This is a genomic window from Pseudomonas sp. KCJK9016 (genome assembly GCF_046231795.1).
In the GTDB taxonomy this organism is placed as follows: domain Bacteria; phylum Pseudomonadota; class Gammaproteobacteria; order Pseudomonadales; family Pseudomonadaceae; genus Aquipseudomonas; species Aquipseudomonas bananamidigenes.
In genome coordinates this window covers 49,931-75,852 of record NZ_JBJJMM010000027.1, presented here as the reverse complement: position 1 = coordinate 75,852, position 25,922 = coordinate 49,931, and the positions used below count along the sequence as shown (strand labels likewise).

The 25,922-nt window shown below is 60.7% G+C and carries 30 protein-coding genes and 1 pseudogene; 20 read left to right on the top strand and 11 right to left on the bottom strand.

Annotation, left to right across the window (positions count from 1 at the left end; translation table 11 throughout):
• The first annotated feature begins 24 nt into the window (after window positions 1-24).
• A complete protein-coding gene (locus ACK6BI_RS22895; RefSeq protein WP_065261238.1) occupies window positions 25-609 on the top strand; it encodes a TMEM165/GDT1 family protein in 585 nt (194 codons plus the stop codon).
• Between the two features lie 44 nt (window positions 610-653).
• Here ACK6BI_RS22895 and ACK6BI_RS22890 read toward each other — a convergent pair whose 3' ends face one another.
• Window positions 654-1,472, bottom strand: coding sequence for a M48 family metallopeptidase (locus ACK6BI_RS22890; RefSeq protein WP_065261237.1), 819 nt, complete (start codon window positions 1,470-1,472; stop codon window positions 654-656).
• Window positions 1,473-1,735: 263 nt separating this feature from the next.
• On the opposite strand from ACK6BI_RS22890, the pseudogene ACK6BI_RS22885 reads away from it, so the two are divergent.
• Together ACK6BI_RS22885 and ACK6BI_RS22880 are read left to right on the top strand one after the other, a co-directional pair.
• Window positions 1,736-3,022 (top strand): annotated as a pseudogene (locus ACK6BI_RS22885) (HAMP domain-containing protein); the annotation flags it as partial.
• A gap of 12 nt (window positions 3,023-3,034) precedes the next feature.
• Complete coding sequence (locus ACK6BI_RS22880) at window positions 3,035-3,877, top strand: methyl-accepting chemotaxis protein (RefSeq protein WP_409318851.1); 843 nt, start codon at window positions 3,035-3,037, stop codon at window positions 3,875-3,877.
• Between the two features lie 4 nt (window positions 3,878-3,881).
• On the opposite strand, the gene ACK6BI_RS22875 is transcribed toward ACK6BI_RS22880, so the two are convergent.
• Genes ACK6BI_RS22875 through ACK6BI_RS22865 form a run of 3 tightly spaced genes read right to left on the bottom strand, consistent with a single transcriptional unit; the run spans window position 3,882 to window position 4,994 of the window.
• The gene (locus ACK6BI_RS22875; RefSeq protein ID WP_409318839.1) at window positions 3,882-4,505 is read right to left on the bottom strand and encodes an SOS response-associated peptidase; all 624 of its coding nucleotides are present in this window, start codon (window positions 4,503-4,505) and stop codon (window positions 3,882-3,884) included.
• Window positions 4,506-4,541: 36 nt separating this feature from the next.
• Complete coding sequence (locus tag ACK6BI_RS22870; RefSeq protein ID WP_409318838.1) at window positions 4,542-4,802, bottom strand: putative signal transducing protein; 261 nt, start codon at window positions 4,800-4,802, stop codon at window positions 4,542-4,544.
• 9 nt (window positions 4,803-4,811) lie between these two features.
• Window positions 4,812-4,994, bottom strand: a complete 183-nt coding sequence (locus ACK6BI_RS22865; protein WP_409318837.1) for a CPXCG motif-containing cysteine-rich protein — start codon at window positions 4,992-4,994, stop codon at window positions 4,812-4,814.
• A gap of 139 nt (window positions 4,995-5,133) precedes the next feature.
• Between ACK6BI_RS22865 and ACK6BI_RS22860 the strand changes: the two genes are divergently transcribed.
• Window positions 5,134-6,300 (top strand): 1-acyl-sn-glycerol-3-phosphate acyltransferase, encoded by a 1,167-nt coding sequence (locus ACK6BI_RS22860; RefSeq protein WP_409318836.1) that lies wholly within the window; start codon window positions 5,134-5,136, stop codon window positions 6,298-6,300.
• Between the two features lie 64 nt (window positions 6,301-6,364).
• Here the strand turns inward: ACK6BI_RS22860 and ACK6BI_RS22855 are convergent, their stop codons facing one another.
• Entirely contained in the window at window positions 6,365-6,637 is a 273-nt protein-coding gene (locus tag ACK6BI_RS22855) for a hypothetical protein (RefSeq protein WP_409318835.1), read from the bottom strand.
• Between the two features lie 193 nt (window positions 6,638-6,830).
• On the opposite strand from ACK6BI_RS22855, the gene ACK6BI_RS22850 reads away from it, so the two are divergent.
• Window positions 6,831-7,037 (top strand): hypothetical protein, encoded by a 207-nt coding sequence (locus ACK6BI_RS22850; RefSeq protein WP_409318834.1) that lies wholly within the window; start codon window positions 6,831-6,833, stop codon window positions 7,035-7,037.
• Window positions 7,038-7,094: 57 nt separating this feature from the next.
• Here ACK6BI_RS22850 and ACK6BI_RS22845 read toward each other — a convergent pair whose 3' ends face one another.
• Window positions 7,095-7,679 (bottom strand): YajG family lipoprotein, encoded by a 585-nt coding sequence (locus tag ACK6BI_RS22845; protein WP_260520965.1) that lies wholly within the window; start codon window positions 7,677-7,679, stop codon window positions 7,095-7,097.
• A 192-nt stretch (window positions 7,680-7,871) separates the two neighbouring features.
• Between ACK6BI_RS22845 and ACK6BI_RS22840 the strand changes: the two genes are divergently transcribed.
• Both ACK6BI_RS22840 and mqo read left to right on the top strand, forming a co-directional pair.
• The gene (locus ACK6BI_RS22840; RefSeq protein ID WP_409318833.1) at window positions 7,872-8,105 is read left to right on the top strand and encodes a hypothetical protein; all 234 of its coding nucleotides are present in this window, start codon (window positions 7,872-7,874) and stop codon (window positions 8,103-8,105) included.
• Between the two features lie 700 nt (window positions 8,106-8,805).
• Window positions 8,806-10,314, top strand: a complete 1,509-nt coding sequence (mqo, locus tag ACK6BI_RS22835) for a malate dehydrogenase (quinone) (protein WP_409318832.1) — start codon at window positions 8,806-8,808, stop codon at window positions 10,312-10,314.
• Window positions 10,315-10,506: 192 nt separating this feature from the next.
• On the opposite strand, the gene ACK6BI_RS22830 is transcribed toward mqo, so the two are convergent.
• The 3 genes from ACK6BI_RS22830 to ACK6BI_RS22820 all read right to left on the bottom strand — a co-directional run bounded on the left by ACK6BI_RS22830 (window position 10,507) and on the right by ACK6BI_RS22820 (window position 11,982).
• Window positions 10,507-10,794 carry a PA4642 family protein gene (locus ACK6BI_RS22830; RefSeq protein WP_409318831.1) on the bottom strand — a complete coding sequence of 96 codons (288 nt, stop codon included), beginning with the start codon at window positions 10,792-10,794 and terminating at the stop codon, window positions 10,507-10,509.
• Between the two features lie 63 nt (window positions 10,795-10,857).
• Window positions 10,858-11,337 carry a hypothetical protein gene (locus ACK6BI_RS22825; protein WP_065261224.1) on the bottom strand — a complete coding sequence of 160 codons (480 nt, stop codon included), beginning with the start codon at window positions 11,335-11,337 and terminating at the stop codon, window positions 10,858-10,860.
• Window positions 11,338-11,424: 87 nt separating this feature from the next.
• A complete protein-coding gene (locus ACK6BI_RS22820; protein ID WP_065261223.1) occupies window positions 11,425-11,982 on the bottom strand; it encodes a hypoxanthine-guanine phosphoribosyltransferase in 558 nt (185 codons plus the stop codon).
• Between the two features lie 166 nt (window positions 11,983-12,148).
• On the opposite strand from ACK6BI_RS22820, the gene upp reads away from it, so the two are divergent.
• Both upp and ACK6BI_RS22810 read left to right on the top strand, forming a co-directional pair.
• The gene (gene upp, locus ACK6BI_RS22815) at window positions 12,149-12,787 is read left to right on the top strand and encodes a uracil phosphoribosyltransferase (RefSeq protein ID WP_260520969.1); all 639 of its coding nucleotides are present in this window, start codon (window positions 12,149-12,151) and stop codon (window positions 12,785-12,787) included.
• Window positions 12,788-12,789: 2 nt separating this feature from the next.
• On the top strand, window positions 12,790-14,064 hold the full coding sequence (locus ACK6BI_RS22810) for a uracil-xanthine permease family protein (protein WP_065261221.1): 1,275 nt from the start codon (window positions 12,790-12,792) through the stop codon (window positions 14,062-14,064).
• Window positions 14,065-14,119: 55 nt separating this feature from the next.
• Here ACK6BI_RS22810 and hemH read toward each other — a convergent pair whose 3' ends face one another.
• Window positions 14,120-15,145 (bottom strand): ferrochelatase, encoded by a 1,026-nt coding sequence (gene hemH, locus ACK6BI_RS22805; protein WP_409318830.1) that lies wholly within the window; start codon window positions 15,143-15,145, stop codon window positions 14,120-14,122.
• A gap of 13 nt (window positions 15,146-15,158) precedes the next feature.
• A complete protein-coding gene (locus tag ACK6BI_RS22800; protein WP_409318829.1) occupies window positions 15,159-16,061 on the bottom strand; it encodes a TIGR01777 family oxidoreductase in 903 nt (300 codons plus the stop codon).
• A 197-nt stretch (window positions 16,062-16,258) separates the two neighbouring features.
• On the opposite strand from ACK6BI_RS22800, the gene ACK6BI_RS22795 reads away from it, so the two are divergent.
• The 11 genes from ACK6BI_RS22795 to ACK6BI_RS22745 all read left to right on the top strand — a co-directional run bounded on the left by ACK6BI_RS22795 (window position 16,259) and on the right by ACK6BI_RS22745 (window position 25,917).
• A complete protein-coding gene (locus ACK6BI_RS22795; RefSeq protein WP_409318828.1) occupies window positions 16,259-17,245 on the top strand; it encodes an NAD(P)/FAD-dependent oxidoreductase in 987 nt (328 codons plus the stop codon).
• A complete protein-coding gene (locus ACK6BI_RS22790; protein ID WP_409318827.1) occupies window positions 17,242-17,457 on the top strand; it encodes a TIGR02450 family Trp-rich protein in 216 nt (71 codons plus the stop codon). The genes ACK6BI_RS22795 and ACK6BI_RS22790 overlap by 4 nt, the downstream gene beginning before the upstream one ends.
• Window positions 17,458-17,567: 110 nt before the next feature.
• Window positions 17,568-18,521: a YbgA family protein gene (locus ACK6BI_RS22785; RefSeq protein ID WP_409318826.1), complete on the top strand. Its 954-nt coding sequence runs from the start codon at window positions 17,568-17,570 to the stop codon at window positions 18,519-18,521.
• Entirely contained in the window at window positions 18,521-19,462 is a 942-nt protein-coding gene (locus tag ACK6BI_RS22780) for a MerR family transcriptional regulator (protein WP_409318825.1), read from the top strand. Before ACK6BI_RS22785 ends, ACK6BI_RS22780 begins: the two co-directional genes overlap by 1 nt.
• Before the next feature lie 20 nt (window positions 19,463-19,482).
• On the top strand, window positions 19,483-20,928 hold the full coding sequence (gene phrB / locus ACK6BI_RS22775) for a deoxyribodipyrimidine photo-lyase (RefSeq protein ID WP_409318824.1): 1,446 nt from the start codon (window positions 19,483-19,485) through the stop codon (window positions 20,926-20,928).
• The gene (locus ACK6BI_RS22770; RefSeq protein WP_409318823.1) at window positions 20,921-21,343 is read left to right on the top strand and encodes a nuclear transport factor 2 family protein; all 423 of its coding nucleotides are present in this window, start codon (window positions 20,921-20,923) and stop codon (window positions 21,341-21,343) included. Before phrB ends, ACK6BI_RS22770 begins: the two co-directional genes overlap by 8 nt.
• Window positions 21,340-22,122, top strand: a complete 783-nt coding sequence (locus ACK6BI_RS22765) for an SDR family NAD(P)-dependent oxidoreductase (RefSeq protein WP_409318822.1) — start codon at window positions 21,340-21,342, stop codon at window positions 22,120-22,122. Before ACK6BI_RS22770 ends, ACK6BI_RS22765 begins: the two co-directional genes overlap by 4 nt.
• Window positions 22,119-23,366: an NAD(P)/FAD-dependent oxidoreductase gene (locus ACK6BI_RS22760; RefSeq protein ID WP_409318821.1), complete on the top strand. Its 1,248-nt coding sequence runs from the start codon at window positions 22,119-22,121 to the stop codon at window positions 23,364-23,366. The genes ACK6BI_RS22765 and ACK6BI_RS22760 overlap by 4 nt, the downstream gene beginning before the upstream one ends.
• The gene (locus tag ACK6BI_RS22755; RefSeq protein WP_409318820.1) at window positions 23,363-24,178 is read left to right on the top strand and encodes a DUF1365 domain-containing protein; all 816 of its coding nucleotides are present in this window, start codon (window positions 23,363-23,365) and stop codon (window positions 24,176-24,178) included. Before ACK6BI_RS22760 ends, ACK6BI_RS22755 begins: the two co-directional genes overlap by 4 nt.
• Window positions 24,165-25,436 (top strand): class I SAM-dependent methyltransferase, encoded by a 1,272-nt coding sequence (locus ACK6BI_RS22750; protein ID WP_409318819.1) that lies wholly within the window; start codon window positions 24,165-24,167, stop codon window positions 25,434-25,436. Before ACK6BI_RS22755 ends, ACK6BI_RS22750 begins: the two co-directional genes overlap by 14 nt.
• The gene (locus tag ACK6BI_RS22745; protein WP_409318818.1) at window positions 25,429-25,917 is read left to right on the top strand and encodes a DUF2878 domain-containing protein; all 489 of its coding nucleotides are present in this window, start codon (window positions 25,429-25,431) and stop codon (window positions 25,915-25,917) included. Before ACK6BI_RS22750 ends, ACK6BI_RS22745 begins: the two co-directional genes overlap by 8 nt.
• Window positions 25,918-25,922: the final 5 nt, after the last annotated feature.

Here is a 25,922-nt window from a genome sequence, read left to right as displayed (position 1 = left end):
CGACCCGCCCCTTAGGAAATCCTGATGCTGGACTCGTTACTCGTTCCCACCGCAATCGTTGCCTTGGCCGAAATCGGCGACAAGACGCAACTGCTCGCGCTGATTCTCGCCGCTCGCTTTCGCAAACCCTGGCCGATCATTGCCGGCATCGTCGCTGCGACCCTGGCCAACCACGCGGCAGCCGGTGCGGTAGGCGCCTGGTTCGGCAGTTTCTTCTCCGACTCGGTCCTTCACTGGATACTCGCGGCAAGCTTCACCGCCACCGCCCTGTGGACGCTGGTGCCGGACAAGATGGATGACGACGAAGCCAGCACCGCCCGCAAGTTCGGGCCGTTCCTGACCACCCTGATCGCCTTCTTCCTCGCGGAAATCGGCGACAAGACCCAGATCGCCACCGTGATGCTGGCCGCGCAATACCCGGAGCTGTGGCTGGTGATCATCGGCACTACGGCGGGCATGTTGATTGCCAACGTGCCAGTGGTATTGGCCGGTAACTTTGCCGCAGAAAAACTGCCGCTGACCCTGATTCGCCGACTGGCCGCCTCGGCGTTCATGATTCTGGCGCTCGTCGCGGTGTACAAGGCGATGCAGAGCAGCGGCTGGATTTGATCAGGCAGACCGCTCCCACACTCAGCGCGGGAGCGGTCATTGCTTCAGGACTTGGGCGCTTTTTCGTACAGCGGCATGACCTTCGGAATCGCTGCCTGCAACGAAGCAATCCGGCTGGAGGATGCCGGGTGAGTGCTCATGAACTCCGGCGGTGCACCTTCGGACGCCTTGCTCATTTTGTTCCACAGGGTGATCGCGGCGTTCGGGTTGTAGCCAGCACGAGCGGCCAGTTCCAGGCCGATCAGGTCGGCTTCGTTCTCGTTGGCGCGGCTGTTGGGCAGCGTCATGCCATAGTTGGCCACGGTATCGGCCAGCGCCAGGCTGTCCTGGCCGAGGCCGAACAATGCGCCGGCGCCCTGCTTGGCCATTTCGATGCCGTAGGCCTTGGACATCGCCTCACGACCGTGCTCACGCAGGGCGTGGGCGATTTCATGGCCCATGACTGCGGCGATTTCATCGTCGGTCAGTTTCAGGCTGTCGATCAGCCCGGTGTAGAAAATGATCTTGCCGCCAGGGCCGCAGTTGGCGTTGAGTTCATCACTCTTGATCAGGTTCACTTCCCATTGCCATTGCGCGGCGTCCGGACGAAAGTTCGGAGCCTGAGCGATCAGACGGTTGGCGATCGCCTGGACACGCTTCGCGTCATTGCTGGTCTTGTCCAGCACACCTTTGCTGGACGCCTCGCCTACGGTTTTCTGATAGGACTGGGCATACATCTGGTCGACCTCTTGCGAGGACAGCATGCTGAACATGTACTGCTTGCGTTCCACGCCCACGGCACCACCGCTGGTGGTGTTGACCGACTGACAACCGGCCAGCAACAAAGCCGCGCTCAGTGCACTTACAACCAAAGTCTTGTTCATTCAAAAGCTCCCTGAAAACTTGCCGCGTATCCTAGGCGGGTAATTGTATCGACGCCAGATACAACAGACGTGATGCATCTGTTTTCAAAAAGCGCCTGCCAACCTTGCAGGAAAAAATTCACATTCGCCGAAAAGCCCTGCGCATCTGCGTCGCGCACTGCTCCATTTGCGACATCCGCCGCCAATTGCTCGCACTTCGCCTCATGGCGCAGTAGTGGCTGCCGATACAACAGCGCAGATGTCCTCTCGCGTGCGGAGCTTCCATGAAATTCAAGTCGATCCAGTTTTCCGTGGCGGCCCTGGCCGGCGCCATCGTTCTCAGCGTGGTGGCTGCGCTGGTGCTGTATGCGCTGTTTTCCGGTGCCCGCACTCAAGAGATGGTTCAACAGCGAACCCAGGAGCAGTTCGAGCAAGTCATCGAACAGCGCCTGACTTCGCTGGCGCAGACCCAGGTCAGCCAGATCCAGCGCGAACTGGAAGCGCCGCTGCTGATTGCCGGCGGACTGGTGCGGGTCAACGCCCTGCTCGGCACGCCGGGCACCGATGGCCAGCCGCGCCTGACCGTCAGCCGCGAACAGCTGATCAGCCTGATCAAGGAAAACGTCGAGAAGAATCCGAAAATTCTCGGCACCTACATCGGCTGGGAAAAAAACGCACTGGATCACAATGACGCGGCTTATGTCGGCACCCGCGTAGTCGGCATCGACGCCACCAACGGACGCTTCCTGCCGTGGTGGTTCCGCAACGAGGACGGCACCCTGGGCCTGGACAAACTGGTAGACGTCGACGATCAGAAAGTCCTGTCCACCGGCGTACGCGCCAGCGAGTACTACCTGTGCTCGAAAGAAACCAAAAAATCCTGCGTGATCGATCCGGCGCCCTACAAGGTCGGCGACAAGATCGTCATGCTCGCCTCCTTCATCGAGCCGATCATGCTCAACGGTGCGTTTCAGGGCATCGTCGGCGCCGACCTGTCGGTGAACTTCATTCAGGAAATGCTCCTGGGGGCCAACCAGAAACTGTACGGCGGCGCCGGGCAAATGGCCCTGATCGGTGGCAATGGCCGGATCGTCGCCTATACCAAGGACCCGAGCAAATTCGGCGAGAAGGTCAGTGATATTCTCGATGCCCAGCAGATTGCCAACATGGCCAATCTCAAGCGCGGCGAAGTGACCTACACCGTCAACAAGGAGTCGGGGCGGATCGAGTTGTACCTGCCCTTCGGCATCGGCCAGACCGATGCGCGCTGGACACTGATGCTGCAACTGCCGCTGGATGCGGTGATGGCCGATCTGCAGAAACTCCAGGGCGACCTCGACGCCCAGCGTAAATCCGACACTTTCGGCATGGCCATGGTCGGTCTGATCATCGCCGGCCTCGGCCTGCTGGTGATCTGGCTGGTGGGCCACGGCATCGCCCGACCGCTCAAGCAAATGGTGACCATGCTCGATGACATTGCCCAGGGCGAAGGCGACCTGACCCGTCGCTTGAGCAGTGACCGCAATGACGAACTGGGTTCGATCGCCAAGGGCTTCAACACCTTCCTGGCCAAGTTGCAGGCGATGATCACCCAAGTGGTGACGTCGGTGCAGAGTGTCAGCGACTCTTCGGAACACACCGCCGACATCGCCATCCGCACCAACATCGGCGTGCAGAAGCAAATGGCCGAGATCGATCAGGTCGCCACCGCTGTGCAGGAAATGACCGCGACCGCCCAGGACGTGGCACGCAACGCGACCCAGGCGGCCCAGGCCGCCAGCCATGCGGATCAGGCAGCAGCGCAAGGCATGCAGATCGTGCGCGACACGTCGAATTCGATCGGTGTGCTGGCCGTGGAAATCGGCAAGGCAGTGGACGTGGTGCAAACGCTGGCCAAGGACAGCGAAAACATCAATGCGATCCTGATTGCCATTCGCGGGATCGCCGAGCAGACCAACCTGCTAGCCCTCAACGCCGCTATCGAAGCCGCCCGTGCCGGTGAGCAGGGTCGCGGTTTTGCCGTTGTCGCCGACGAGGTGCGCAACCTGGCGCAGAAGACCCAGAAGGCCACCGAAGAAATCCAGAGCATGATCCAGCAACTGCAACAGGGCACCCGCGACGTGGTGCGGGTCATGGAAGACAGCCAGAACCGCACCGACGAAAGCGTGCAGCAGGCAGCCAAGGCCGCCGAAGCGCTGGAGACCATCACTCAGGCGGTGTCGGTGATCAACGACATGAACACCCAGATCGCCAGCGCCGCCGAGGAACAGAGCGCGGTGGCCGACGACATCAACCGCAACGTGATCAACATCGGTCAGGTGGCGAACGAAGTGGCCGGTGGGGCGGACGAGTCGAGTTCGGCAAGTGCGGATTTGACCAAACTGGCGGAGCAGCAGCGGCGGTTGATCAATCAGTTCAAGGTCTGACCGATCACGCCGGGGTCAAACACTCCGGCCCGTTGAGTTTCGGATCATTGACCAGGTTCGCCAGCACCCGCTCGCGCAAGCCGGCGGGTTCGCTGGCAAGCAGGCCTTGCAGGACATGCAGCGGCGTCTCGTGATCGAGCCACGCCGCCTGCCCCGCTTCATTGAGTATCAATGGCCGGCGCTGACTGGCCGCCGGTTGGGTAATCACTGCGGTACTGAGCCAGACCTGCTCCTGCACCGGATACGCCTCCCAGATCGCCGCAAAAAACAGCGAAGAACCCTCTCCCGGCGTCAGCCAGTACGGCTGCTTGCGCACGTTGCCGCGCCATTCGTAGAAACCGTTGGCCGGCAGCAGACAGCGACGCAGGCGCAACGCCTCGCGAAACATCGGTTGTTCGGCCACGGTTTCGGCCCGGGCGTGGGCCGGCGTGCGCGACAGGTCTGTCAGCCATGGCGGCGTCAGACCCCAGCGGGCGCGGGCCAGGGTGCGCTGGCCATCGGCTTCGGCACGCAATATCAACACCGAATCGTTGGGGGAAATGTTCCACTGTGCCTGCTGATCGGCGGGAAAACCTGGCAGCGCGGCGAAGTCGCGGTTCCAGCGAAACAGGGCATAACGTCCACACATGGGGCAGCACGACTCAAAAGTAAAACGGACGCCAGCCTAACAGACCAGCGTGCCGGGGAAGCTCTCCGGTTCATCGCCGGGCAGCGGCAGCGCGGCATTGTACGCGCTGATCAGTTCGCGGGCGTACTCGGCCTGATCGTTCTCGACCGACAGACCGAGCAGGCCGAAGATCGGCAGTTCGCCGGTGCCGCCCAGCAGATCGCGCCCGACCAGATGCGCCTCGATGCCTTCACTGGCGAGCATGCCCTTGAGCATCTCGCCCTCCATCAGGTTTGCCGGCTCGTAGATTCGCTGCATGGGCGCACCTCACTCGTTTTCGCTGAACACTTCCAGGAACCAGTCCTCGCCATGGACCTGCAGTACGAACGTTATCGGTCGGCAACACACCTGACAGTCTTCGATATAGGTCTGATCACCTGCCGACAGATCCACGGTCGTCTCGACCTCCTCCCCACAATACGGACATTCATACAGTGCGTTTTCCAGCATCGCGGTCTCCCGGGTGACTTGTGCGTATAATCGCCGGTCTATTTGCAGGGCTATTTTTGTCTGGCTACTTTTTCAGACCGTGCCCCGTTGGTTTTCGATCAAAACCTTTACTTACCCTAGCCGTTTCCAACAAGAGAGCATGATGGGCGAATTCGATGCCATCCGACCTTACGACGACAGCGAAGTGCCTGCGGTACTGGCAAGACTGCTCGGCGACAAGGCGTTTCTAGATATCCTCACCCACTTCCGCTTCCCGCGTTTCGCCGGTGCGTTCGGCTGGATGCTCAAACCTCTTATAGCCCATCGGCTGCGTCGTGAGTTCGCCGACGTGACGTCCGTGGCGACGTTGCAGGACAAGGTCGAGTTCTACGTCGACCATACCATCGAGCGCGCCACCGATGGCGTGACCTACACCGGTGTCGAGCAATTCAAGTCCGGCAGCGCTTACCTGTTCATCGCCAACCACCGCGACATCGTGATGGACCCGGCCTTCGTCAATTACGCGGTGTATCACGCCGGCCTGCCGACGCCGCGCATCGCGATCGGCGACAACCTGCTGCAAAAGCCTTTCGTCAGCGACCTCATGCGCCTGAACAAGAGCTTCATCGTGCACCGTTCGATCACCGGGCGCCGCGAGAAAATGGCCGCGTACCAGTTGCTGTCGGCCTACATCAACCACTCGATCCGCAACGATTGCGCCTCGATCTGGATCGCCCAGGCCGAAGGCCGGGCCAAGGACGGCGACGACCGCACCGAGTCGGCGATCCTCAAAATGTTCCACATGAGCCGCAAGGACGAGCCGTTCGGCGAGGTCATCCAGTCTCTGAACCTGACCCCGGTGTCGATCAGCTACGAATACGACCCATGCGATCAGGCCAAGGCCCGCGAGCTGTACATCCGCGCCACCACCGGCACCTACAGCAAGGCGCCGGGCGAGGATGACGTGAGCATCGCCAAGGGCATCACCGGTTACAAGGGCCGGGTGCATGTGAACTTCGCCGCGCCGATCACCGAACTGTTCGAAGACACCAAGCAATTGGCGGCCGAAATGGACAAGCAGATTCTCGGCGGCTACCGCCTGTTCCCGGTGCATTATCTGGCGTACGCGCAGTGGGCCGATGCCGACCCTCAACTGAATGTGCCGAAGGCCGCTGAAGTATTCGGTGCCGAGGAACTGGCCAAGGCGCGGGAGGAGTGGCAGAACCGTCTGGACGCCTGCCCTGAAGAATATCGTCCGTATCTGGTGCTGCAATATGCGACGCCGGTACGCAATCAGTACCGGGTCAAGGCTGGTTTGCCGCTGTAAGCGGTTTCGGCGGGCGGCGCCCTGTGGCGAGGGCGCTTGCTCCCGCCGGGTTGCGAAGCAGCCCTCAGTAGCGGGTGCTGATCCAGGAAATCAGCAACGCCAGCCCCAGGCAGGCAAAGCCGAACCGATAGAAAAACCGGTTCATGCGCAGGGTCGCCCAGTCCAGCACCGGCTCTTGATCGGGCTGCTGCTGACGCTGGGCCGCAATACTGGCCATCGCCCGTTGTTCACGACGACGGGTCGCGTGCAGCAGCCAACTGCCCGGAAAGGCCAGCAGCAGGGCCAGCAGGTTGATCAGTTTGGCGGGATGGGCGGTAAACAGCGTCATCAAGTGCATCACAGACCTCAATCTAGACCGGTATGGCGAACGCCAGACCGACGACCGCGGCGCGGATTCTACCGAAACCCTCCTCCACTGCCCTACCCTTTGCGACAAATAACCCATCAATCGACCGATGGCTGTCCTGTGTCACGGCATCGTCATTTGTTTCGGCCACCCTGCGCGCCTCGAAACGTAAACGGAACGCGACATGCTTCACGCAGAAAACCAGGATCGTCTGTACCTCATCTCCCCGTCCGACGAACAACAGGCCCTCGTCGGCAGCCTGGCCTTCAATGTCCAGGACCGCCACTGGCTGGTGTATTGCGCCCTTGGCGGGCACCCGCATGCGGACTTGCCCGAGACCGATCTGCTGACCGGCGTCAGCGTCCTCCACTTCTACTCGCAAGCCGCCTGAACGAAAAAAGCCCGGAGCCATCACTGGCCCCGGGCTTTTTCACATCTGGCGCATGCCTTATTCGGCGAGGATCTGGCCGATGGACGGGTCCTTGAACAGACGGGTCAGCGCATCGCTCAACACGTCACTGACCAGCTTGGTGTTGGTTTCCTGGTTCGGCGCCATGCCGAAACGCTGGTCCAGCGAAGCGCCGTAACGGCCGGTGTAGCGACGGTTGCCGCTCTGCACGTCGGAGCGGAAGGTCGCGCCGATGGTGGCTTCAGTCACGTACATGCCTTCTTTCGGCGACTGGTATTTCAATTCGGTCAGGGTCACGGTCAGTTGCGGAGCATTCATCGCGCCGTTGGACGGGGTGAAGCCCAGCAGACGCACGGCCGCTTCGGCCTGGGCCTGCAGCTTCGGCACGATCTGCTCGCGCTGCACGGTAATGGCGCTGGTTTCCGGGTACAGGCCACCGCGGGTACCCAGGGTTGGCGAAGGACGACCATCCACTACGCGAACCACGACTGGCTGGCCATGGCCGACGGGGGCCAGCTGAGTGGTCAGCTTCGGTTCCGGGCTCAGTTGTTGCGGGCTGTGGGCGCAGCCAACCAGGGTCAAACTGGTCACAGTGATCAAACCGAACAACAGGCGTTGCAACATGCTCTTCTCTCCAGAATCAGGCACAGACAGGCCGGCAGTATAGCGGTGGGCCACTGCGGGTCACCAGCACTGAAATCTCGGACAACCCCGCGGCGCACGCGGTTCCTGTCACAGATTGTTCACCGCCCTTACATGTGCGCTTCACGCGCCTTTGACAAGCTTTGCCTCAGATCTCCAGAAGGAACCCAAACCATGCGCTATCTGATCTCGCTCTTCGCCCCACGCCCTCTGCACCGCAGCTTTGCCCTGCTCGACCGCAACGGCCACTGCCAGGCATTCAAGCAATGCAGCCTGCAGCCCATGGGTGACGGTTGGGTCGAAATCGAAGAAATCCGCCTGAACTGGCTGCACCAGCCGCTGCCTGCCAGCGCCCGTGTCGAACAGCACCGCCCCCGCGCACGTGCCCAGGCGATGTTGAGCATCTGACCGGATGCCTAATAAAAGTCATTAAACTCGACCAACTCCCCGCATTTCTTCGATACAATCTCCCCCCGATTATAAGGACGTCTCCTGATCGGGCCCCGCAACAGCGTCAATGCGCTTGCATTGGCATCCAGATCGCCCACAGAGAGCCGCCCACACAGATCGAGTGAAGCTGGCGTGCTTGCTGTTCCTGCGGCAAATCCCCACTTTTCGCGAATCTGCAGAGCTGTCATGACGCGTGGTCACTGAGTTGTTTGCCCTTCAGGGCACGGTGCCAGCCGGGACAGCCCTTTTTGAGGTTCACGTCTTCAAAAGAGCGTGAAAAAAACGGGTTTTCACAACTTCACAAGAGTGTGGCGAGCAAATGAATAGTTTTGCGTCTGAACATGCACCATTAGCGTCTGAAACAGCCCAACGACACAGGAACGGGAACGCCTCGAATACCGGAGCCTGAAGCCTGTCCGCTACGGATTTGGTTGCACGAACGGATGTCTCGACCATAAGTCGAATTGCCAGTCCCGCGCCGAAATGAGTTCATGTGACTCTGGAAGCCAGGCAGCACGCATCCGTCGAAGTTGCGAAAAATTGCGAAGATTCGGACATGGCAAACCTGGCCATGGGTACCTGGGGCGCCACTGACCTGCCCCGGACACCTGGCAGCCATGCCGACAATTTGGTGCTGCAGATTTTGGAGACGCGTTAAATGGCGCATAACGAAGCAGTCGACGTAGTTCTGGTTGGGGCCGGCATCATGAGTGCCACCCTTGCAGTGCTGCTCAAGGAACTCGACCCGGCGATCAAGCTGGAAGTCGTCGAACTGATGGATTCCGGTGCCGCGGAAAGTTCCAACCCGTGGAACAACGCCGGTACCGGCCACGCCGGCCTCTGCGAGCTGAACTACACGCCGCAGAATGCCGACGGCACCGTCGACATCAAGAAGGCCGTGCACATCAACACCCAGTTCGAGGTGTCGAAGCAGTTCTGGTCGTACCTGACCAAAAAAGGCACGTTCGGCTCGTGCAAGTCCTTCATCAGCCCGGTGCCGCATCTGAGCTACGTCGAAGGTGAAAAAGGCGTGTCGTTCCTCAAGGAACGCTTCAACACCCTGCGCAAGCACCACGCCTTCGCCGACATGGAATACACCGAAGACAAGGCGAAGATGGCCGAGTGGATGCCGCTGATGATGCCGGGTCGTCCGAAAGACCAGGTGCTCGCCGCCACCCGCGTAATCAACGGTACCGACGTCAACTTCGGCGCACTGACCAATCAGTTGCTCAAGCACCTGACCAGCGCCCCGGATGCCCAGGTCAAATACTGCAAGCGCGTGACCGGCCTCAAGCGTAACGCCAACGGCTGGACCGTGAGCATCAAGGACGTCAACAGCGGCAGCAGTCGCGAAGTCGACGCAAAATTCGTGTTCCTCGGCGCTGGTGGCGCGGCCCTGCCGCTGCTGCAGGCCTCGGGCATCGAAGAGAGCAAAGGCTTCGGCGGCTTCCCGATCAGCGGCCAGTGGCTGCGTTGCGACAATCCGGAAGTGGTCAAGCACCACCAGGCCAAGGTCTACAGCCAGGCGGCCGTGGGTTCACCACCGATGTCGGTGCCGCACCTGGACACTCGCGTTGTCGATGGCAAGAAGTCCCTGCTGTTCGGGCCATACGCCGGCTTCACCACCAAGTTCCTCAAGCACGGCTCCTTCATGGACCTGCCACTGTCGGTCCGCGCCAGCAACATCGGCCCGATGCTGGCCGTGGCCAAGAACAACATGGACCTGACCAAGTACCTGGTCAGCGAAGTCATGCAGTCGATGGAACAGCGTCTGGAATCCCTGCGCCGCTTCTATCCCGAGGCGAAAGCCGAAGACTGGCGCCTGGAAGTGGCCGGCCAACGGGTGCAGATCATCAAGAAAGACCCGAAAAAGGGCGGCATCCTGCAGTTCGGTACCGAACTGGTGGCAGCGAAGGACGGCTCCCTCGCCGCCCTGCTCGGCGCTTCTCCAGGCGCATCGGTGACCGTTTCGATCATGCTGGAACTGATCGAGAAGTGCTTCCCGGCCAAGGCCAAGGGTGAGTGGGCCGCCAAACTGGCGGAAATCTTCCCGGCCCGTGAAAAGGTCCTGGAAACCGACGCTGCGCTGTATCGCAAGATCAACACGCAGAACAACGTCGCGCTGGAACTGGTCGAAGCCAGTAACGAGACCGAAAGCTACGCCTGATCCGGCCCATGAAAAACGCCCCACACTCAGTGAGTGCGGGGCGTTTTTTTATGCCAGAAAATTTACCTTTGACACATCGGACTCTGTGGCGAGGGAGCTTGCTCCCGCTTGAGTTCGTAGCGCTCACAAGATTTGAGGGCTGCTTCGCAACCCAACGGGAGCAAGCTCCCTCGCCACAGTTGCGGAATGTTCTCAGCCGCGCGCTTTCTCGATCAGCTCGATGTATTCGGCTGCGTTGCGTTGATCGCGGATCTGGTCGACGAAGGTTTTGCCATGCTCGTCCTTGCCATCGACGTCATAACCGGCCTCGACGAAGAACGTCAGAAAGCGCTCGAAATCGTCGATGCGCAGGCCACGGTAGGCCTTGACCAGTTTGTGCAGCGACGGCGAAGTGGCGTCGACCGGCTCAAAATCGAGGAACAGCTTGATCTGCTCATCGCCGATCTCGTCACCAATCACTTGCTTCTTGTCTTTACGCATTGCCGACTCCAGCTCGCAGATATTTCACGGGGCGGGCAGTTTACCCCTGCCCGGGCACGGGGCTCAACGCGCACGGGTGCTGCCGGTGTGCAGATCGGCCCAGATATGGCCGTTGGCGTAGCTGAGAAACTGCACATACACGGTGTCATTGCGCAGCAGATCGATGATCACCCGGTATTGGGCCAGCGGATAGAACAGGGTCAGGGTCTTGCGCTTGTCGTCATACACCGGTTTTTTCAGGCTTTTGCTTTCGCCATCGAAGCTCACCAGCACCTGGTTGATCGTCGCTCCCTTGTTCAGGGACTTGCCCTTGAGGCGGATCATCAGCGGCGAGGTGACCGGAATCGGCTGCTGGTTCGACTGCCGCTGAGCGCCGACCACCACCGAATAGTCGGTGACCTGCAACAGTTGCTGCTGTTCGGGTTCGGCATCACGCAGGGTCAGGTCGTCAGGCGGCAGGAACTGACTGTGCATCGGCGCAGCGGCCAAGGGCAGGCTGAGGGTGAACAACAGAGCGGCGCAGCTGCGGATCAAGAGGCTCATGACGGGCTCCGGAGGGCGGGGCCGAGCACTTTAGCAGTCTTTGAAACAAAAGATCGCAGCCTTGGGCTGCGATCTTTCAGAGGACGCTTACATGCCTTTGACGGCGAAGATTCCGTTGGCGTTGCGCCAGTAGCCTTTGTAGTCCATGCCGTAACCGAAGATGTAGCGGTCAACGCACGGCAGGCCGACGAAATCGGCTTTCAGGTCGGGACGGGCCTTGCGGTCGTGGTCCTTGTCGATCAGCACGGCGGTGTGCACGGCACGCGCACCGGCGTGTTTGCAGAAGTCGATGATCGCGCCAAGGGTGTGACCCTCGTCGAGGATGTCATCAATGATCAGCACGTCGCGGTCGATGAACGAAATTTCCGGCTTGGCTTTCCAGAACAGGTCACCGCCAGTGGTTTCGTTGCGATAGCGGGTGGCGTGCAGGTAAGACGATTCGAGTGGAAACTGCAGATGGGTGAGCAGTTTGCCGGAGAAGATCAGGCCACCGTTCATGACGCAGAACACCACCGGATTGCTGTCGGCCAGTTGTTCGTTGATTTGTGCACCGACGCGGGCAATGGCAGCCTCGACTTCAGCTTCGGTGTACAGGCAGTCAGCCTCTCGCATGATTTGACGGATATGCTCGAGATCAGCGGACATGGCGCTCTCCAGGGGGGGACGGATTTCGGAAAAGCGGGCAAAGGTACGCATCCCTTACGGCCGAATCAAGCATTTGTGGACTAACGTACTGTATGTCCTATAGGACATCACCCTCGGATAGATTAATCTAGGCCGGTTTTTTTGCCCGCCGCCGGAGCCTTTCCCCATGTCCATCCAAGAGATCCGCCATCCGCTGATCCGTCACAAACTTGGCCTTATGCGCCGTGCAGATATCAGCACCAAGAATTTCCGAGAGCTCGCTCAGGAAGTCGGTGCCCTGTTGACCTATGAAGCGACCAAAGACCTGCCGCTGGAAACCTACGATATCGAAGGTTGGTGCGGCACTGTGTCGGTCGAGAAAATCGCCGGCAAGAAAATTACCGTCGTGCCGATCCTGCGTGCCGGCATCGGCATGCTCGAAGGCGTGCTCAGCCTGATCCCGGGCGCCAAGGTCAGCGCCGTCGGTGTTGCCCGCAACGAAGAAACCCTGCAGGCTCACACCTACCTGGAAAAACTGGTTCCGGAAATCGACGAACGCCTGGCGATGATCATCGACCCGATGCTCGCCACAGGCAGTTCCATGGTCGCGACCATCGACCTGCTGAAGAAAGCCGGTTGCAAGGACATCCGCGCCATGGTGCTGGTGGCCGCGCCGGAAGGTATCGCCGCCGTCGAACAGGCCCACCCGGACGTGATCATCTACACCGCGTCCATCGATCAGAAACTCAACGAGCACGGTTACATCATTCCTGGGCTTGGCGATGCCGGTGACAAGATCTTCGGCACCAAGCAGAAGGACTCGTAACCATGCAGGATGAGTTCAACGATCCGCTCTGGCGCACGGTGCTGTCGGGCGCGCAGATGCTGTTCGTGGCGTTCGGCGCTCTGGTGCTGATGCCGCTGATCACCGGCCTTGACCCGAACGTGGCGCTGTTCACCGCAGGTCTGGGTACGATCCTGTTCCAGATTGTCACCGGGCGGCAGGTGCCGGTGTTTCTGGCGTCGAGCTTTGCCTTCATCACCCCGATCATTCTCGCCAAGGGCCAGTTCGGCCTCGCCGCGACCATGGGCGGCGTGATGGCAGCGGGTTTCGTCTACACCTTCCTCGGCCTGGCCGTGAAAATCAAAGGCACCGGGTTCATCGACCGCCTGCTGCCGCCGGTCGTGATCGGCCCCGTGATCATTTCCATCGGCCTGGCCATGGCGCCGATTGCCGCGAACATGGCGATGGGCAAGGCCGGTGACGGCTCGGAACTGATTCATTACCAGACCGCGATGATGATCTCGATGCCGGCGCTGCTGACCACGTTGATCGTGGCGGTATTCGGCAAGGGGATCTTCCGCCTGGTGCCGATCATCTCCGGCGTGCTGGTGGGCTTTGCTCTGTCCTTCTATTTTGGCGTGGTCGATACCGCGAAAATTGCCGCGGCACCGTGGTTCGCCCTGCCGAACTTCACCGCTCCGGAGTTCAACTGGCAGGCGATCCTGTTCATCGTCCCGGTGGCGCTGGCTCCGGCCATCGAACACATCGGCGGCGTGATTGCGGTCGGCAGTGTGACCGGTCGCGACTACCTGAAGAAACCGGGCCTGCACCGCACCCTGCTGGGTGACGGTATTGCTACCACCGCGGCCGGTCTGTTCGGCGGTCCGCCCAACACCACCTACGCCGAAGTGACTGGCGCAGTGATGCTGACCAAGAACTACAACCCGAAAATCATGACCTGGGCGGCGATCTTCGCCATCGCACTGGCGTTCATCGGCAAGTTCGGCGCCCTGCTGCAAAGCATTCCGGTGCCGGTGATGGGCGGGATTCTGTGCCTGCTGTTCGGTTCGATCGCGGCGGTGGGGATGAACACCCTGATCCGCCACAAGATCGATCTGGGCGAGGCGCGCAATCTGGTGATCGTTTCGGTGACCCTGGTGTTCGGCATCGGTGGCGTGCTGATCGGCACCGGTAACGGCCCCGACGACTTCGGCCTCAAAGGCATCGCGCTGTGCGCGGTGGTGGCGATTGCGCTGAACCTGATCCTGCCGGGTAACGACAGCTGGAAACACAAGAAGGCGGATGAGCCGCTGATCTGAAGCGTTGAGCGTTGATCGTTGATCGTTCCCACGTTATGTGGGAACGATCATGATTTCAGAGGGCCAACGGCGCCCGCTCACACAACGTCGCCAATGCCTTTGCCCATTGCGGGTCATCGTTCAGGCACGGCACCAGCACCAACTCCTCTCCTCCCGCCTCGCGGAACTGTTCCTTGCCGCGATCGCCGATCTCTTCCAGGGTCTCGATGCAATCGGCAACAAACGCCGGGCACATCACCAGAATCTTCTTCACGCCGCTTTTGGCCAGCTCGTCCAGCCGCGCTTCGGTGTAGGGCTCGATCCATTTCGCCTTGCCAAGCCGCGACTGAAACGACACCGACCATTTGCCGTCCGGCAGTCCCATGCGATCAGCGAACGATGCCGCCGTACGTAGGCATTGCGCGCGATAACAGGTGGCCAATACGGCAGCCGAGGCGTTCTTGCAGCAATTTTCATCCCTCAAGCAATGATTGCCCTTCGGATCGAGCTTGGTCAGATGCCGCTCCGGCAAGCCATGAAAACTCAGCAGCAGATGATCGTAATCCTGCTGCAGGTGCGGTCGGGCACTCGCCACCAGCGCATCAAGGTATTCCGGTTGATCGTAGAACGGCTGCAACACCGACAATTGCACATCGAGTTTTTTCTCGCGCACCACCCGCTTGGCTTCTTCAATCACGGTGGTGGTGGTGCTGTCGGCGAACTGTGGATAAAGCGGCGCGAGGGTGATGCGTTTGTGTCCCGCCGCCACCAGCTTCAGCAGGCCCGTCTCAATGGATGGCTCGCCGTAACGCATGGCCAGTTCCACCGGGCCGTGGGTCCACTGGGCCTTCATCTGCTGTTGCAGGCGACGGCTGAGCACCACCAGCGGCGAGCCTTCATCCCACCAGATCGAGGCGTAGGCATGGGCCGACTGTTCGGGGCGCTTGATCAGGATCAGCGACACCAGCAAACGCCGCACCGGCCACGGCAGATCGATCACGTACGGGTCCATCAGAAATTGATTGAGGTAACTGCGCACATCGGCCACTGAAGTGGAAGCCGGCGAACCCAGGTTGACCAGAAGCAAGGCGTGATCAGTCATGCAACGTCCTATTTCAGAGGCGGCCGGAGAGATCGTCCAGAGCCGCGCGTAAATCCGTGAACCGGAAACTGAATCCGGCTTCCAGCAAGCGTGCCGGCATAGCCCGTTGACCACCCAGCAACAACAGTGACATTTCGCCGAGCCCGACCTTCAAGGCCAGGGCCGGCATTGGCATGAACGCCGGGCGGTGCAGCACGCTGCCCAGCGTCTTGGCAAATTCGCGATTGCGCACAGGTTTCGGCGCGCACGCATTATAAGGACCACTCGCCTGATCACGGTGCAGAAGAAAATCAATCAGGGCGATTTGATCGTCGATATGAATCCACGGCATCCACTGCCGACCATTGCCCAAAGGCCCGCCCAGCCCGAGCTTGAACGGCAGCAACAGGCGCGACAAAAAGCCGCCCTCGGCCGACAGCACCAGCCCTGTCCGCAACAGCACCACGCGAATACCCATGGCTTCGGCACGCTGTGCGGTTTCCTCCCAGGCGATGCACAACTGACTGGCGAAATCGTCGATCACCGGCGGCGACTCTTCGGTCAATTCGCGCTCGCCACCGTCACCGTACCAACCCACCGCCGACCCCGAAATCAGCAGCGACGGTTTCTGTCCGCGATTTTCCAGCCACGTCAGCAGCGTCTCGGTGAGGGTGATCCGGCTGCTCCACAGCAACGCCTTGCGCCTGTGAGTCCATGGCCGGTCGGCAATCGGCGCGCCGGCGAGGTTGACGACCACGTCCACCGCTTCGTCGCCAAGCGCTTCCAGACGCGCAATGCCACGCACTTGAGGGCCGCAGAGGGTCGCGACCTTTTCCGCACGACGGCTCCACACGGTCAACCGGTGACCTTGACCCGACCAGTGCCGGCAAAGCTGGCGGCCGATCAATCCAGTACCGCCGGTCAGCAATATGTGCATGACGTCTTCCTCACGTGGCGTTTTACTTCGATCACTAGTCTATTTTTATAGGCAGGGATCTTTTCTATCAGACAGGTTCTATTGTTTAACAATAGGCCAAGCTGTCAGAACCAAAACGCTGGAAGTTATACCAAAAAACATAATTGTACAGGTTTCATCCGCGGCGTAGTCTGTACAGAAAGGTAAACGAGGCCCCTATGACTGTACCCATCGCAATCATCGGTACCGGCATCGCCGGACTCTCCGCCGCCCAGGCACTCACAGAGACCGGGCACACCGTCCAGTTGTTCGATAAAAGCCGCGGCAGCGGCGGGCGCATGTCGAGCAAGCGCAGCGATGCCGGCTCACTGGACATGGGCGCTCAATATTTCACCGCCCGCGACCGGCGCTTCGTGACCGAGGTTCAGCGCTGGCAAAGCAACGGCTGGGTCGCCGAGTGGGCACCGCAGCTCTACACCTTTCATGGCGGACAACTGAACCTGTCACCGGACGAACAGACCCGCTGGGTCGGCTCGCCACGCATGAGCGCCATCACCCGTGGCCTGCTAGACGGCCTGGAAGTGCACTTCGCCTGCCGGATCACCGAGGTCTATCGCGGTGAAGAGCACTGGCACCTGCAAGATGCCGAGGGCTTCACTCACGGGCCGTTCAGCCACGTGGTGATCGCCACCCCGGCGCCTCAGGCCACCGCATTGCTGGCCGCTGCGCCGAAACTGGCCGGGGCCGCTGCCGGTGTGAAGATGGACCCGACCTGGGCCGTCGCTCTCGCCTTCGACCAACCGCTCGACACTCCGATCGAAGGCTGCTTCGTGCAGGACAGCGCGCTCGACTGGTTGGCCCGCAATCGCAGCAAGCCGGGACGCGACAATACCCTCGACACCTGGGTCCTGCATGCCACCAGTGCCTGGAGCCGCCAGCACATCGACCTGTCCAGGGAAGCGGTCATCGAGCACTTGCACGGCGCCTTCGCCGAGCTGCTGCACAGCGCGATGCCGGCACCGACTTTCAGCCTTGCTCACCGCTGGCTCTATGCCCGCCCGGCCACCAGCCATGAATGGGGCACGCTGGCGGATGCCGACCTTGGACTTTACGCCTGCGGTGACTGGTGCCTGTCAGGAAGGGTCGAAGGGGCCTGGCTCAGCGGCCAGGAAGCTGCACGTCGCCTGCACGAACACCTGCAATGAACCGCATCAATCCGAGCAAGTTGCTGCTGTCGAAATGGACAGCAGCCCTCCCGCAAAATCGCGAGAAACATTTTCTGGTGACCGAACTGCATCGCGACGAAGACGGCGTGGTGCAGGAAGTCGAGTTGCAGGCCGTGCTGACTCGGCGCTGCGAACAAATGGACTGGCATGCCCTGCAGGATGACCGCCACTGGAGAATGGGCTGGCGATAGTTTCGACATTTTCTTGTACAAATAATTTGACTTGTACACCCACGAATCTATGCTGATGGAGAGTTGTACAGAAATGATCCTCTGTACAAATTTAGATTCGAGGTGTCTTCATGTCCGATGCTTCCCCACCGAAAATCGCCATCAGCGCCTGCCTGATGGGGGCCGAAGTGCGCTACAACGGCGGACACAAGGAATCGCGCCTGTGCACCCACACACTCACTGAATATTTCGATTTCGTCCCGGTGTGTCCGGAAGTCGCGATCGGTCTGGGCATTCCCCGCGAACCGATTCGTCTGGTAGGCGACCCTGATCATCCCCGGGCGCTCGGCACTGTCCATCAAAAGACCGACGTCACCGATGAACTGGCCGTCTACGGCGAGAAAATGGCCGATGAGCTCAATGACATCTGCGGCTACATTTTCATGCAGCAATCACCCTCGTGCGGACTGGAACGGGTCAAGGTCTACCACCCCAACGGTTCACCGATCGGCAGCGGGCGCGGGATCTACGCCCGGGCATTCTGTGACCGGCATCCGGACCTTCCCGTGGAAGAAGCCGGGCGCCTGAACGATCCGGTCCTGCGGGAAAATTTCATCACCCGGGTGTTCGCCTACAGCGACTGGCAACAAGTGCTCCGGCAAGGCTTGAGCCGCCGCGCCCTCACCGATTTCCACTCCCGCTACAAGTACCTGCTGATGGCTCACAACCCGGTGCAATACAAGGCGCTGGGCAATCTGCTGGGCAACATGGGCCGGAACGATCCCGTGGAAATCGGCCCGCGCTATTTCAGCCAGTTGATGACGGCGCTCTCCACCTGCGCTACGCGCCGCACCCACAGCAACGTGTTGCAGCACATCAGCGGCTACCTGAAACGAACCATCAGCGCCGAAGACAAGCAGGAAATGCAGCACGTCATCGGCCAGTACCGCCACGGGATCGTGCCGCTGGTGGTGCCGCTGACGCTGCTCAAGCATCACTTTCGTCAACACCCGGATCCGTACATCGCGCAACAGGTTTACCTGCAACCGCACCCGGAAAACCTCAGCCTGCGAAACGCCATTTAATGAACGACACACCCGACAGCAGCGCCCGTGAAGACCTCGGCGCCGACTTCAAGAAAGCCCTCGACGAGGGCTGGTTGCCGATCCGCGAAGTCGCGCGCCAGACCGGCGTCAATGCGATCACCCTGCGTGCCTGGGAGCGCCGCTACGGACTGATCGTGCCCCAGCGTACCCCCAAGGGGCATCGCCTGTATTCGACCGAACATGTACAGCGCATCCAGAACATCCTCACCTGGCTCAACCGTGGCGTGGCGGTCAGTCAGGTCAAACCGTTGCTCGACACTGCCCAGGTCATCGATGAGCCGCCGGAAAATGAATGGCAGCCCCTGCGCCAGGCCGCCTTGCTGGCGATCACCCGGTTGAATGAACGCAACCTCGACGACAGCATCAATCAGGCCATGGCGCTGTATCCACCACGTACCTTGTGCGAGCAATTGCTGATGCCATTGCTGGCGGAACTCGAACAGCGCTGGCAAGGCCAGTTCGGCGCGCAGATGGAGCGGGTGTTTTTTTACTCCTGGCTGCGTAGCAAATTCGGCGCACGCATCTACCATAACAATCGTCAATTGCGCGGCGCACCGCTGCTGCTGGTCAATCAGTCGGATCTGTTGCTTGAGCCACACCTGTGGCTCTGCGCCTGGCTGATCAGCAGCGCCGATTGCCCGGTGCAGGTGTTCGACTGGCCGTTGCCGGCGGGGGAGCTGGCGCTGACCGTCGATCACCTGCAAGCCCGCGGCGTCCTGCTGTACTCCAGCAAAGCCATGAATTTCGGGCAGTTGCCAAAACTGTTGAACGGCATCGACTGCCCAAAAATGATTGCCGGACCCACGGTGTGTATCCACCACGCCGAGTTGTCCACAAGAACCACCGAGATCGCTGATCTGCACTTGGCCGAAGATCCCTTGTCGGCTCATCGGGCACTCCTTCAGCGTGGGTGGATTTGATGATTCGGGCCGAGAACACCATGCAATTGATCTGGCTGCGCAGCGATCTGCGCCAACATGACAACACCGCCCTGACGGCCGCCGCCGAGCGTGGTCCGACCGTGGGCGTTTACCTGTTGAGCCCCGAACAATGGCAGGCACATGACGATGCACCGTGCAAGGTCGATTTCTGGCTGCGCAACCTGCAGGCACTGAGCAAAAGCCTCGGCAAACTGAACATCCCGCTGCTGATACGCAGCGCCCCGCGCTGGGATCAGGCCCCGGCAGTACTGCTTGAGCTGTGCCGGCAACTGCGGGTCGAAGCCGTTCATGTGAATGAGGAATACGGCGTCCACGAAAGCCGCCGCGATGCTGCCGTTGCCAAGGCATTGAAGGCCGAGGGGATCGCATTTCAAAGCTATCTCGATCAGTTGCTCTTCAAACCCGGCAGTGTCCTGACCAAGACCGGCAGCTACTTTCAAGTGTTCAGCCAGTTCCGCAAGGTCTGTTATGAAGGTCTGCATCACTCGATACCGGGGCTGATAAAGGCTCCGTCGGCCCAGGCGCCACTGGCGTTGAAAAGTGATGCGGTACCCGATGCCATCAAGGGGTTCCCGGCACCGTCACAATCCTTGCGGGATCTGTGGCCCGCCGGCGAAGCCGAGGCCCGACGCCGGCTCGACACTTTCATTGATGAGCAGATCGACTACTACAAAAGCGAGCGCGACTTTCCGGCCAAACCCGGCACCAGCCAGCTCTCGGCCTATCTCGCGGCAGGCGTGATCTCGCCGCGTCAGAGCCTGCATGCCGCGCTGCAAAGCAATCAGGGCGAATTCGAGAGCGGCAAGGTCGGCGCTGTCACCTGGATCAACGAACTCCTTTGGCGCGAGTTCTACAAACACATCCTGGTCGGTTATCCGAGGGTTTCCCGGCATCGCGCGTTCCGCCCGGAAACCGAAGCCCTGGCCTGGCGCGATGCGCCGCAGGAACTCGCAGCCTGGCAGGAGGCGCGCACCGGCGTGCCGATCATCGACGCGGCCATGCGTCAATTGCTCGAAACCGGCTGGATGCACAATCGCCTGCGGATGGTCGTAGCGATGTTCCTGACCAAAAACCTGCTGATCGACTGGCGCGAAGGCGAACGCTTTTTCATGCGTCATCTGATCGACGGCGATCTGGCGGCGAACAACGGTGGCTGGCAGTGGAGCGCATCGACCGGTACCGACGCGGCACCCTACTTCCGGATTTTCAACCCGATCAGCCAGTCGGAAAAGTTCGACAGCGAAGGCCTGTTCATCAAGCACTGGCTGCCCGAACTGGCCGGGCTGAACAAAAAAGAAGTGCACGACCCGGCCAGTGCCGGCGGGCTGTTCGGTGTCGCGGACTATCCATCGCCGATCGTCAACCTGAGCACTTCACGGGAGCGGGCGCTGACAGCGTTCAAGAATCTGCCCTCCCTTGCGTCTACCGGAGAAGGCCATGAGTGAATTTCTGCGCCGTTTCGCCCGCCAGTTTGCGCAACTGAACAAGGACAACCTGCACACTCTGGAAGCGCTTTACAGCGAGGACATTCATTTCACCGACCCGTTGCACGAGGTACAGGGATTGACGCAATTGCGCGACTACTTCAATGAGTTGTACGCCAACGTCAGCGAACTGCGCTTCGACTTTCACGGCTTTGACCAGATCGGCGACTGCGAAGGCTATCTGCGCTGGGTCATGAGTTACCGCCACCCGCGTCTGGCCGGCGGACGGTTGATCCGGGTCACAGGCTGCTCGCACCTGCTCTGGCGGGACAAGGTTTATCGCCACCGGGATTACTTCGATGCCGGGGCGCTGCTTTACGAACATTTACCCATATTGGGCCGGGTGATCACCTGGCTGAAAAGGAGACTGGGATGAATCTTTCAACTCCACGCCGTTACTGGCTGACCGGCGCCAGCAGTGGCATCGGTGCGGCACTGGCCGACGAAATTCTGAAAACCGGTGCGCACCTGGCGGTCAGTTCCCGCGATGTCGCAACACTCAAAGAATTGTCACAGCGTTATCCGGGACAAGTGCTGGTGGTGGCCGGGGATCTCACCAACAGCCAGACCGTAAGGGAAATCGGTGAACAGATCTCGCAGGCCTGGGGCTCGCTGGACACGGTGATCCTCAACGCGGGCACCTGCGAATACGTCGACGCCAGACAGTTCGATGCCTCGATCGTCGAACACGTAGTGCGCACCAACCTGCTGGCCAGCAGTTATTGCATCGAAGCCGCCCTGCCCCTGCTGCGCAAAGGAACCGCGCCGCATCTGGTGGGCATGGCCAGCTCCGTCACCTACGTGCCGCTGCCCCGCGCCGAGGCCTACGGCGCGTCGAAGGCCGGACTGCGTTACCTGTTCGAGTCATTGCGCATCGATCTGGCGGACGAGGGCATAGAAGTTACCGTCATCAGCCCCGGTTTTGTCGAAACGCCGCTGACGGCGAAAAACGACTTCCCGATGCCATTGAGCTGGCCGGCGGAAAAGGCGGCGAACCATATCCTTGGCAGACTCAAGGAACGGCCTCTGGAAATTGCTTTTCCGGCACTGTTCATGGCCGCACTCTGGCCGCTGTCGAAAATGCCTGCGCGTGTGCAACTGGCGATCGGCAAGCGCATGGTGCGCAGCACGCCGCCCTTGCGGGATGCGACGTGAACATCGCCATCGTCGGCAGCGGGATCGCAGGTCTGACCTGCGCCTACCTGCTCGGTCGCCGGCATGACGTCACGGTGTTCGAGGCCGACGACCGGATCGGCGGCCATACGCACACGGTAAACGTAACCGTTGATGGCTCTGATTACGCGATCGACACCGGCTTCATCGTGTTCAACGACTGGACGTATCCGAACTTCATTCGCCTGCTCGGCCAATTGGGTGTCAGCAGCCGACCCACCGAGATGAGTTTCTCGGTAACCGACCCCGATACCGGCCTGGAATACAACGGCAACAACCTCGACAGCTTGTTCGCTCAGCGCCGCAACCTGTTTTCGCCAGGTTTCTGGGGCATGCTGCGCGACATCCTGCGCTTCAACAAACAAGCCCGGCGAGACCTCGCCGAACAGCGGATCAGCGGCGACACCACGCTGGACGACTACCTCAAGGCCGGCGGCTACGGCGAGCGCTTCATCCTGCACTACATCGTGCCGATGGGTGCGGCGATCTGGTCGATGCCGATGGCCGAGATGCTGAATTTTCCGTTGCAGTTCTTCGTGCGTTTCTTCGAAAACCACGGTTTGTTGTCGGTCAACAATCGCCCGCAATGGCGGGTGATCGAGGGTGGTTCCAGTGCCTACATTGCACCGCTGATCGCGCCATTCAAAGATCGGATTCGCTTGAATTGCCCGGTCACCCGCATCGACCGCAACGAACATGGCGTGATGATTCACAGCCCTGCGGGCATCGAACATTTCGACAAGGTCGTGCTGGCCTGTCACAGCGATCAGGCGTTGCGACTGCTGGGCAGTCCCGGCCATGCAGAAAGAGAGATTCTCGGCGCACTGCCTTATGCCGACAATGAAGTGGTGTTGCATACGGACACCCGCCTGCTGCCGACACGCAAACGGGCCTGGGCCAGCTGGAACTACCGCCTCGGTGGAGCCGGCCACACCCAGGCGACCGTGACCTACGACATGAACATTCTGCAGGGCATCCAGAGCGACACCACATTCTGCGTCAGCCTTAACCAGAGCGCCGGGATCAGCCCATCCAAAGTGCTTGGCCGCTTCACCTACGCCCACCCGCAATACAGCCTCGCAGCTGTGGCGGCCCAACGGCGCTGGGCCGAACTGGATGGTGTGCAACACACCCACTACTGCGGCGCCTACTGGGCCAACGGTTTTCATGAAGACGGCGTGGTCAGTGCTCTGCGTGTCGCCGCCGCGTTCGGAGAAAGCCTGTGAACAGCGCGCTCTACAGCGGATGGATCGCCCATCGGCGCTTCGCCCCACGCCGTCATGAGTTCCGCTACCGGATCGGGTTGCTCTATCTCGATCTGACCGAACAGGACGCCGTGCTGAACCTGTCGCCGCTGGCCGGCAAAAGCCGCCTGGCACCGTTTTCGTTTCGCGAGAGCGACTACCTCAAGACCTTCACCGGTCGCGGTGTTCGCCTGATCGATGCCGTGCGTTTGCAAGTGGGGGCGGCTCTCGGTCATGAACCGCAGGGCGCGATCTGTCTGCTGACCCAACCGCGCAGTTGGGGCCTGGCATTCAACCCCGTGAGTTTCTTTTATTGCCACGAGGCCGACGGGCAACTGGCGGCGATTCTCTGCGAAGTCAGCAACACGCCGTGGCGCGAGCGTTATCACTATGTGCTGCCGGCGCGAACACCGACCAGCGTGTGCGACTTCCATCAGCACTTTGCCGTGGCCAAGGCGTTTCATGTGTCGCCGTTCCTGCCACCAGATGTTGAATACCGCATGAGCTTCAGCCCCGCCGCGCAAACCCTTGGCGTGCACATGGCGGACTGGCAGGGCGAACACAAACTGTTCGATGCCACGCTCGTCCTGAAACGCGAACCCATTGATCGACACAACCTGCACCGGCATCTGTGGCGATTTCCCTGGATGACCGCCAAGACCGTTCTCGCGATCTATTGGCAAGCCCTGCGATTGCTGCTCAAGCGCACCCCGCTGTTTCCCCATCGCAAGGCCGACGATGGCTTTCGAACCGCCACAGTCTCTCCCGAGGAGCACCGTCATGAAATCCTCTAGCGTTTCAGCCAGAACCTTTCCGTTCAGTACACAAGGCATCACCGGTTCGCTGCTGCGCCGTGGTGTTCTGCGTCAACTCGCACAGCTCAAGCAGGGGCAACTGGTGCTGATCGAAGACGGCGAGCGCCAGGTCTTCGGTACGCCGGGCAGCGCACTGGTGGGCGAGATTCATGTCCTCGACGCGGCGGCCTGGGGCATGGTCGCGGGCAACGGTTCGATCGGCGCTGGGGAAGCGTTCATTCACGGCTACTGGAGTTCACCGGACCTGACCGCCGTGGTGCGCGTCTTCGTCAGCAACCTTGAGGTGCTGGACGGCATGGAAGGTGGACTGGCGACGATCGGCCGTTTGCTGGTGCGCGGTCTGCATTGGCTCAATCGAAATACGCGCAAGGGTTCGCAGAAAAACATCGCCGCGCACTACGATCTTGGCAATGACCTGTTCGAGCAGTTTCTCGACCCGACCATGATGTATTCGGCGGCGCAGTTCCTCAGTCCCGATGACAGCCTGGAACAGGCACAACTGAACAAGCTGGAACGGATCTGCCGCAAACTTGCCCTGCAACCCGACGATCACCTGCTGGAAATCGGCACCGGGTGGGGCAGCATGGCGCTGTATGCCGCGCAGCACTATGGCTGCAGAGTCACCACGACCACGCTGTCCAAAGAGCAATACGCCTTCACCGCCCGGCGCATTGAAAGCCTCGGTCTGCAGGATCGGGTGACGTTGTTGCTCAAGGACTACCGCGACCTCACCGGCCAGTACGACAAGCTGGTGTCGATCGAAATGATCGAGGCGGTCGGCCATCGCTTCCTGCCCACCTATTTCAAGCAATGCGCGCACCTGCTCAAAAGCAACGGCCTGATGCTGCTGCAAGCGATCACCATCCGGGAGCAGCGCTACGAGCAGGCCAGACGCGGCGTGGATTTCATCCAGCGCTATATCTTTCCCGGTGGCGCCCTGCCCTGTGTGCAGAAGATGCTTGAAATCGTCAGCCGCGACACCGACATGAACCTGCTGCACATGGAAGATTTCGGCCTGCACTACGCCCGGACCCTGAACCTGTGGCGCGAGAATTTTCGCCACGCCCACGGTCGCCTGAGCGAATTGGGCTACGACGATTATTTCCTGCGGCTGTGGGAGTTTTACCTGTGTTACTGCGAGGGCGGATTCCTCGAACGCACCATCGGCACCGCGCAAATGCTGCTGGCCAAACCGGCGGCGATGCCGGCACCACTGCTTGGACGCTTCGATGCCTGAGCGGATCGCCAATGCGCTGCTGTTCCAGATTGGCTGGCTGGCCTGCGTGCTCGGCGGCAACAGCTTGTGGTTGCTGATGGCACTGGCGGTATTGGTGATTCATCTGCGATGGGTCAGCAGTTGGGCGGCGGAAGGTCGCCTGATTCTCAGCGTGGTGATTATCGGCACCGCCGTCGACAGTGGCCTGCGCAGCCTCGGGGTCTTCGAGTTCAAGGATCTGTCGCCGCTGATTCCGCTGTGGCTGATGCTGTTGTGGGCACTGCTGGCCACGACGTTGCGCCATTGTCTGCAATGGAGCGCTCGTCCCTGGTGGCTGGCGAGCGCACTCGGGGCCGTTGGTGGTGCGTTGTCGTACTGCGCGGGCGGACGGCTGGCCGGTGTGCAATTTCCCTACGGCGAGTTACCGACCCTGATTGGCATCGGTCTGTTGTGGGCGTTGCTGTTCCCGTTGCTGCATCACGTGTCCCGTCGTCTGGCGTAATCATC

What these genes read in the sequence shown, in the direction of transcription:
- ACK6BI_RS22765 (WP_409318822.1), top strand. Translation starts at nt 21,340, where the DNA reads ATGAATCTTTCAACTCCACGCCGTTACTGGCTGACCGGCGCCAGCAGT.
- ACK6BI_RS22750 (WP_409318819.1), top strand. Translation starts at nt 24,165, where the DNA reads ATGAAATCCTCTAGCGTTTCAGCCAGAACCTTTCCGTTCAGTACACAA.
- ACK6BI_RS22875 (WP_409318839.1), bottom strand. Translation starts at nt 4,505, where the DNA reads ATGTGTGGACGTTATGCCCTGTTTCGCTGGAACCGCGACTTCGCCGCG.
- ACK6BI_RS22880 (WP_409318851.1), top strand. Translation starts at nt 3,035, where the DNA reads ATGATCACCCAAGTGGTGACGTCGGTGCAGAGTGTCAGCGACTCTTCG.
- mqo (WP_409318832.1), top strand. Translation starts at nt 8,806, where the DNA reads ATGGCGCATAACGAAGCAGTCGACGTAGTTCTGGTTGGGGCCGGCATC.
- hemH (WP_409318830.1), bottom strand. Translation starts at nt 15,145, where the DNA reads ATGACTGATCACGCCTTGCTTCTGGTCAACCTGGGTTCGCCGGCTTCC.
- ACK6BI_RS22820 (WP_065261223.1), bottom strand. Translation starts at nt 11,982, where the DNA reads ATGTCCGCTGATCTCGAGCATATCCGTCAAATCATGCGAGAGGCTGAC.
- ACK6BI_RS22895 (WP_065261238.1), top strand. Translation starts at nt 25, where the DNA reads ATGCTGGACTCGTTACTCGTTCCCACCGCAATCGTTGCCTTGGCCGAA.
- phrB (WP_409318824.1), top strand. Translation starts at nt 19,483, where the DNA reads ATGCAATTGATCTGGCTGCGCAGCGATCTGCGCCAACATGACAACACC.
- ACK6BI_RS22845 (WP_260520965.1), bottom strand. Translation starts at nt 7,679, where the DNA reads ATGTTGCAACGCCTGTTGTTCGGTTTGATCACTGTGACCAGTTTGACC.
- ACK6BI_RS22770 (WP_409318823.1), top strand. Translation starts at nt 20,921, where the DNA reads ATGAGTGAATTTCTGCGCCGTTTCGCCCGCCAGTTTGCGCAACTGAAC.
- ACK6BI_RS22830 (WP_409318831.1), bottom strand. Translation starts at nt 10,794, where the DNA reads ATGCGTAAAGACAAGAAGCAAGTGATTGGTGACGAGATCGGCGATGAG.
- upp (WP_260520969.1), top strand. Translation starts at nt 12,149, where the DNA reads ATGTCCATCCAAGAGATCCGCCATCCGCTGATCCGTCACAAACTTGGC.
- ACK6BI_RS22865 (WP_409318837.1), bottom strand. Translation starts at nt 4,994, where the DNA reads ATGCTGGAAAACGCACTGTATGAATGTCCGTATTGTGGGGAGGAGGTC.
- ACK6BI_RS22785 (WP_409318826.1), top strand. Translation starts at nt 17,568, where the DNA reads ATGTCCGATGCTTCCCCACCGAAAATCGCCATCAGCGCCTGCCTGATG.
- ACK6BI_RS22870 (WP_409318838.1), bottom strand. Translation starts at nt 4,802, where the DNA reads ATGCAGCGAATCTACGAGCCGGCAAACCTGATGGAGGGCGAGATGCTC.
- ACK6BI_RS22790 (WP_409318827.1), top strand. Translation starts at nt 17,242, where the DNA reads ATGAACCGCATCAATCCGAGCAAGTTGCTGCTGTCGAAATGGACAGCA.
- ACK6BI_RS22795 (WP_409318828.1), top strand. Translation starts at nt 16,259, where the DNA reads ATGACTGTACCCATCGCAATCATCGGTACCGGCATCGCCGGACTCTCC.
- ACK6BI_RS22860 (WP_409318836.1), top strand. Translation starts at nt 5,134, where the DNA reads ATGATGGGCGAATTCGATGCCATCCGACCTTACGACGACAGCGAAGTG.
- ACK6BI_RS22825 (WP_065261224.1), bottom strand. Translation starts at nt 11,337, where the DNA reads ATGAGCCTCTTGATCCGCAGCTGCGCCGCTCTGTTGTTCACCCTCAGC.
- ACK6BI_RS22855 (WP_409318835.1), bottom strand. Translation starts at nt 6,637, where the DNA reads ATGCACTTGATGACGCTGTTTACCGCCCATCCCGCCAAACTGATCAAC.
- ACK6BI_RS22850 (WP_409318834.1), top strand. Translation starts at nt 6,831, where the DNA reads ATGCTTCACGCAGAAAACCAGGATCGTCTGTACCTCATCTCCCCGTCC.
- ACK6BI_RS22890 (WP_065261237.1), bottom strand. Translation starts at nt 1,472, where the DNA reads ATGAACAAGACTTTGGTTGTAAGTGCACTGAGCGCGGCTTTGTTGCTG.
- ACK6BI_RS22745 (WP_409318818.1), top strand. Translation starts at nt 25,429, where the DNA reads ATGCCTGAGCGGATCGCCAATGCGCTGCTGTTCCAGATTGGCTGGCTG.
- ACK6BI_RS22800 (WP_409318829.1), bottom strand. Translation starts at nt 16,061, where the DNA reads ATGCACATATTGCTGACCGGCGGTACTGGATTGATCGGCCGCCAGCTT.
- ACK6BI_RS22780 (WP_409318825.1), top strand. Translation starts at nt 18,521, where the DNA reads ATGAACGACACACCCGACAGCAGCGCCCGTGAAGACCTCGGCGCCGAC.
- ACK6BI_RS22840 (WP_409318833.1), top strand. Translation starts at nt 7,872, where the DNA reads ATGCGCTATCTGATCTCGCTCTTCGCCCCACGCCCTCTGCACCGCAGC.
- ACK6BI_RS22810 (WP_065261221.1), top strand. Translation starts at nt 12,790, where the DNA reads ATGCAGGATGAGTTCAACGATCCGCTCTGGCGCACGGTGCTGTCGGGC.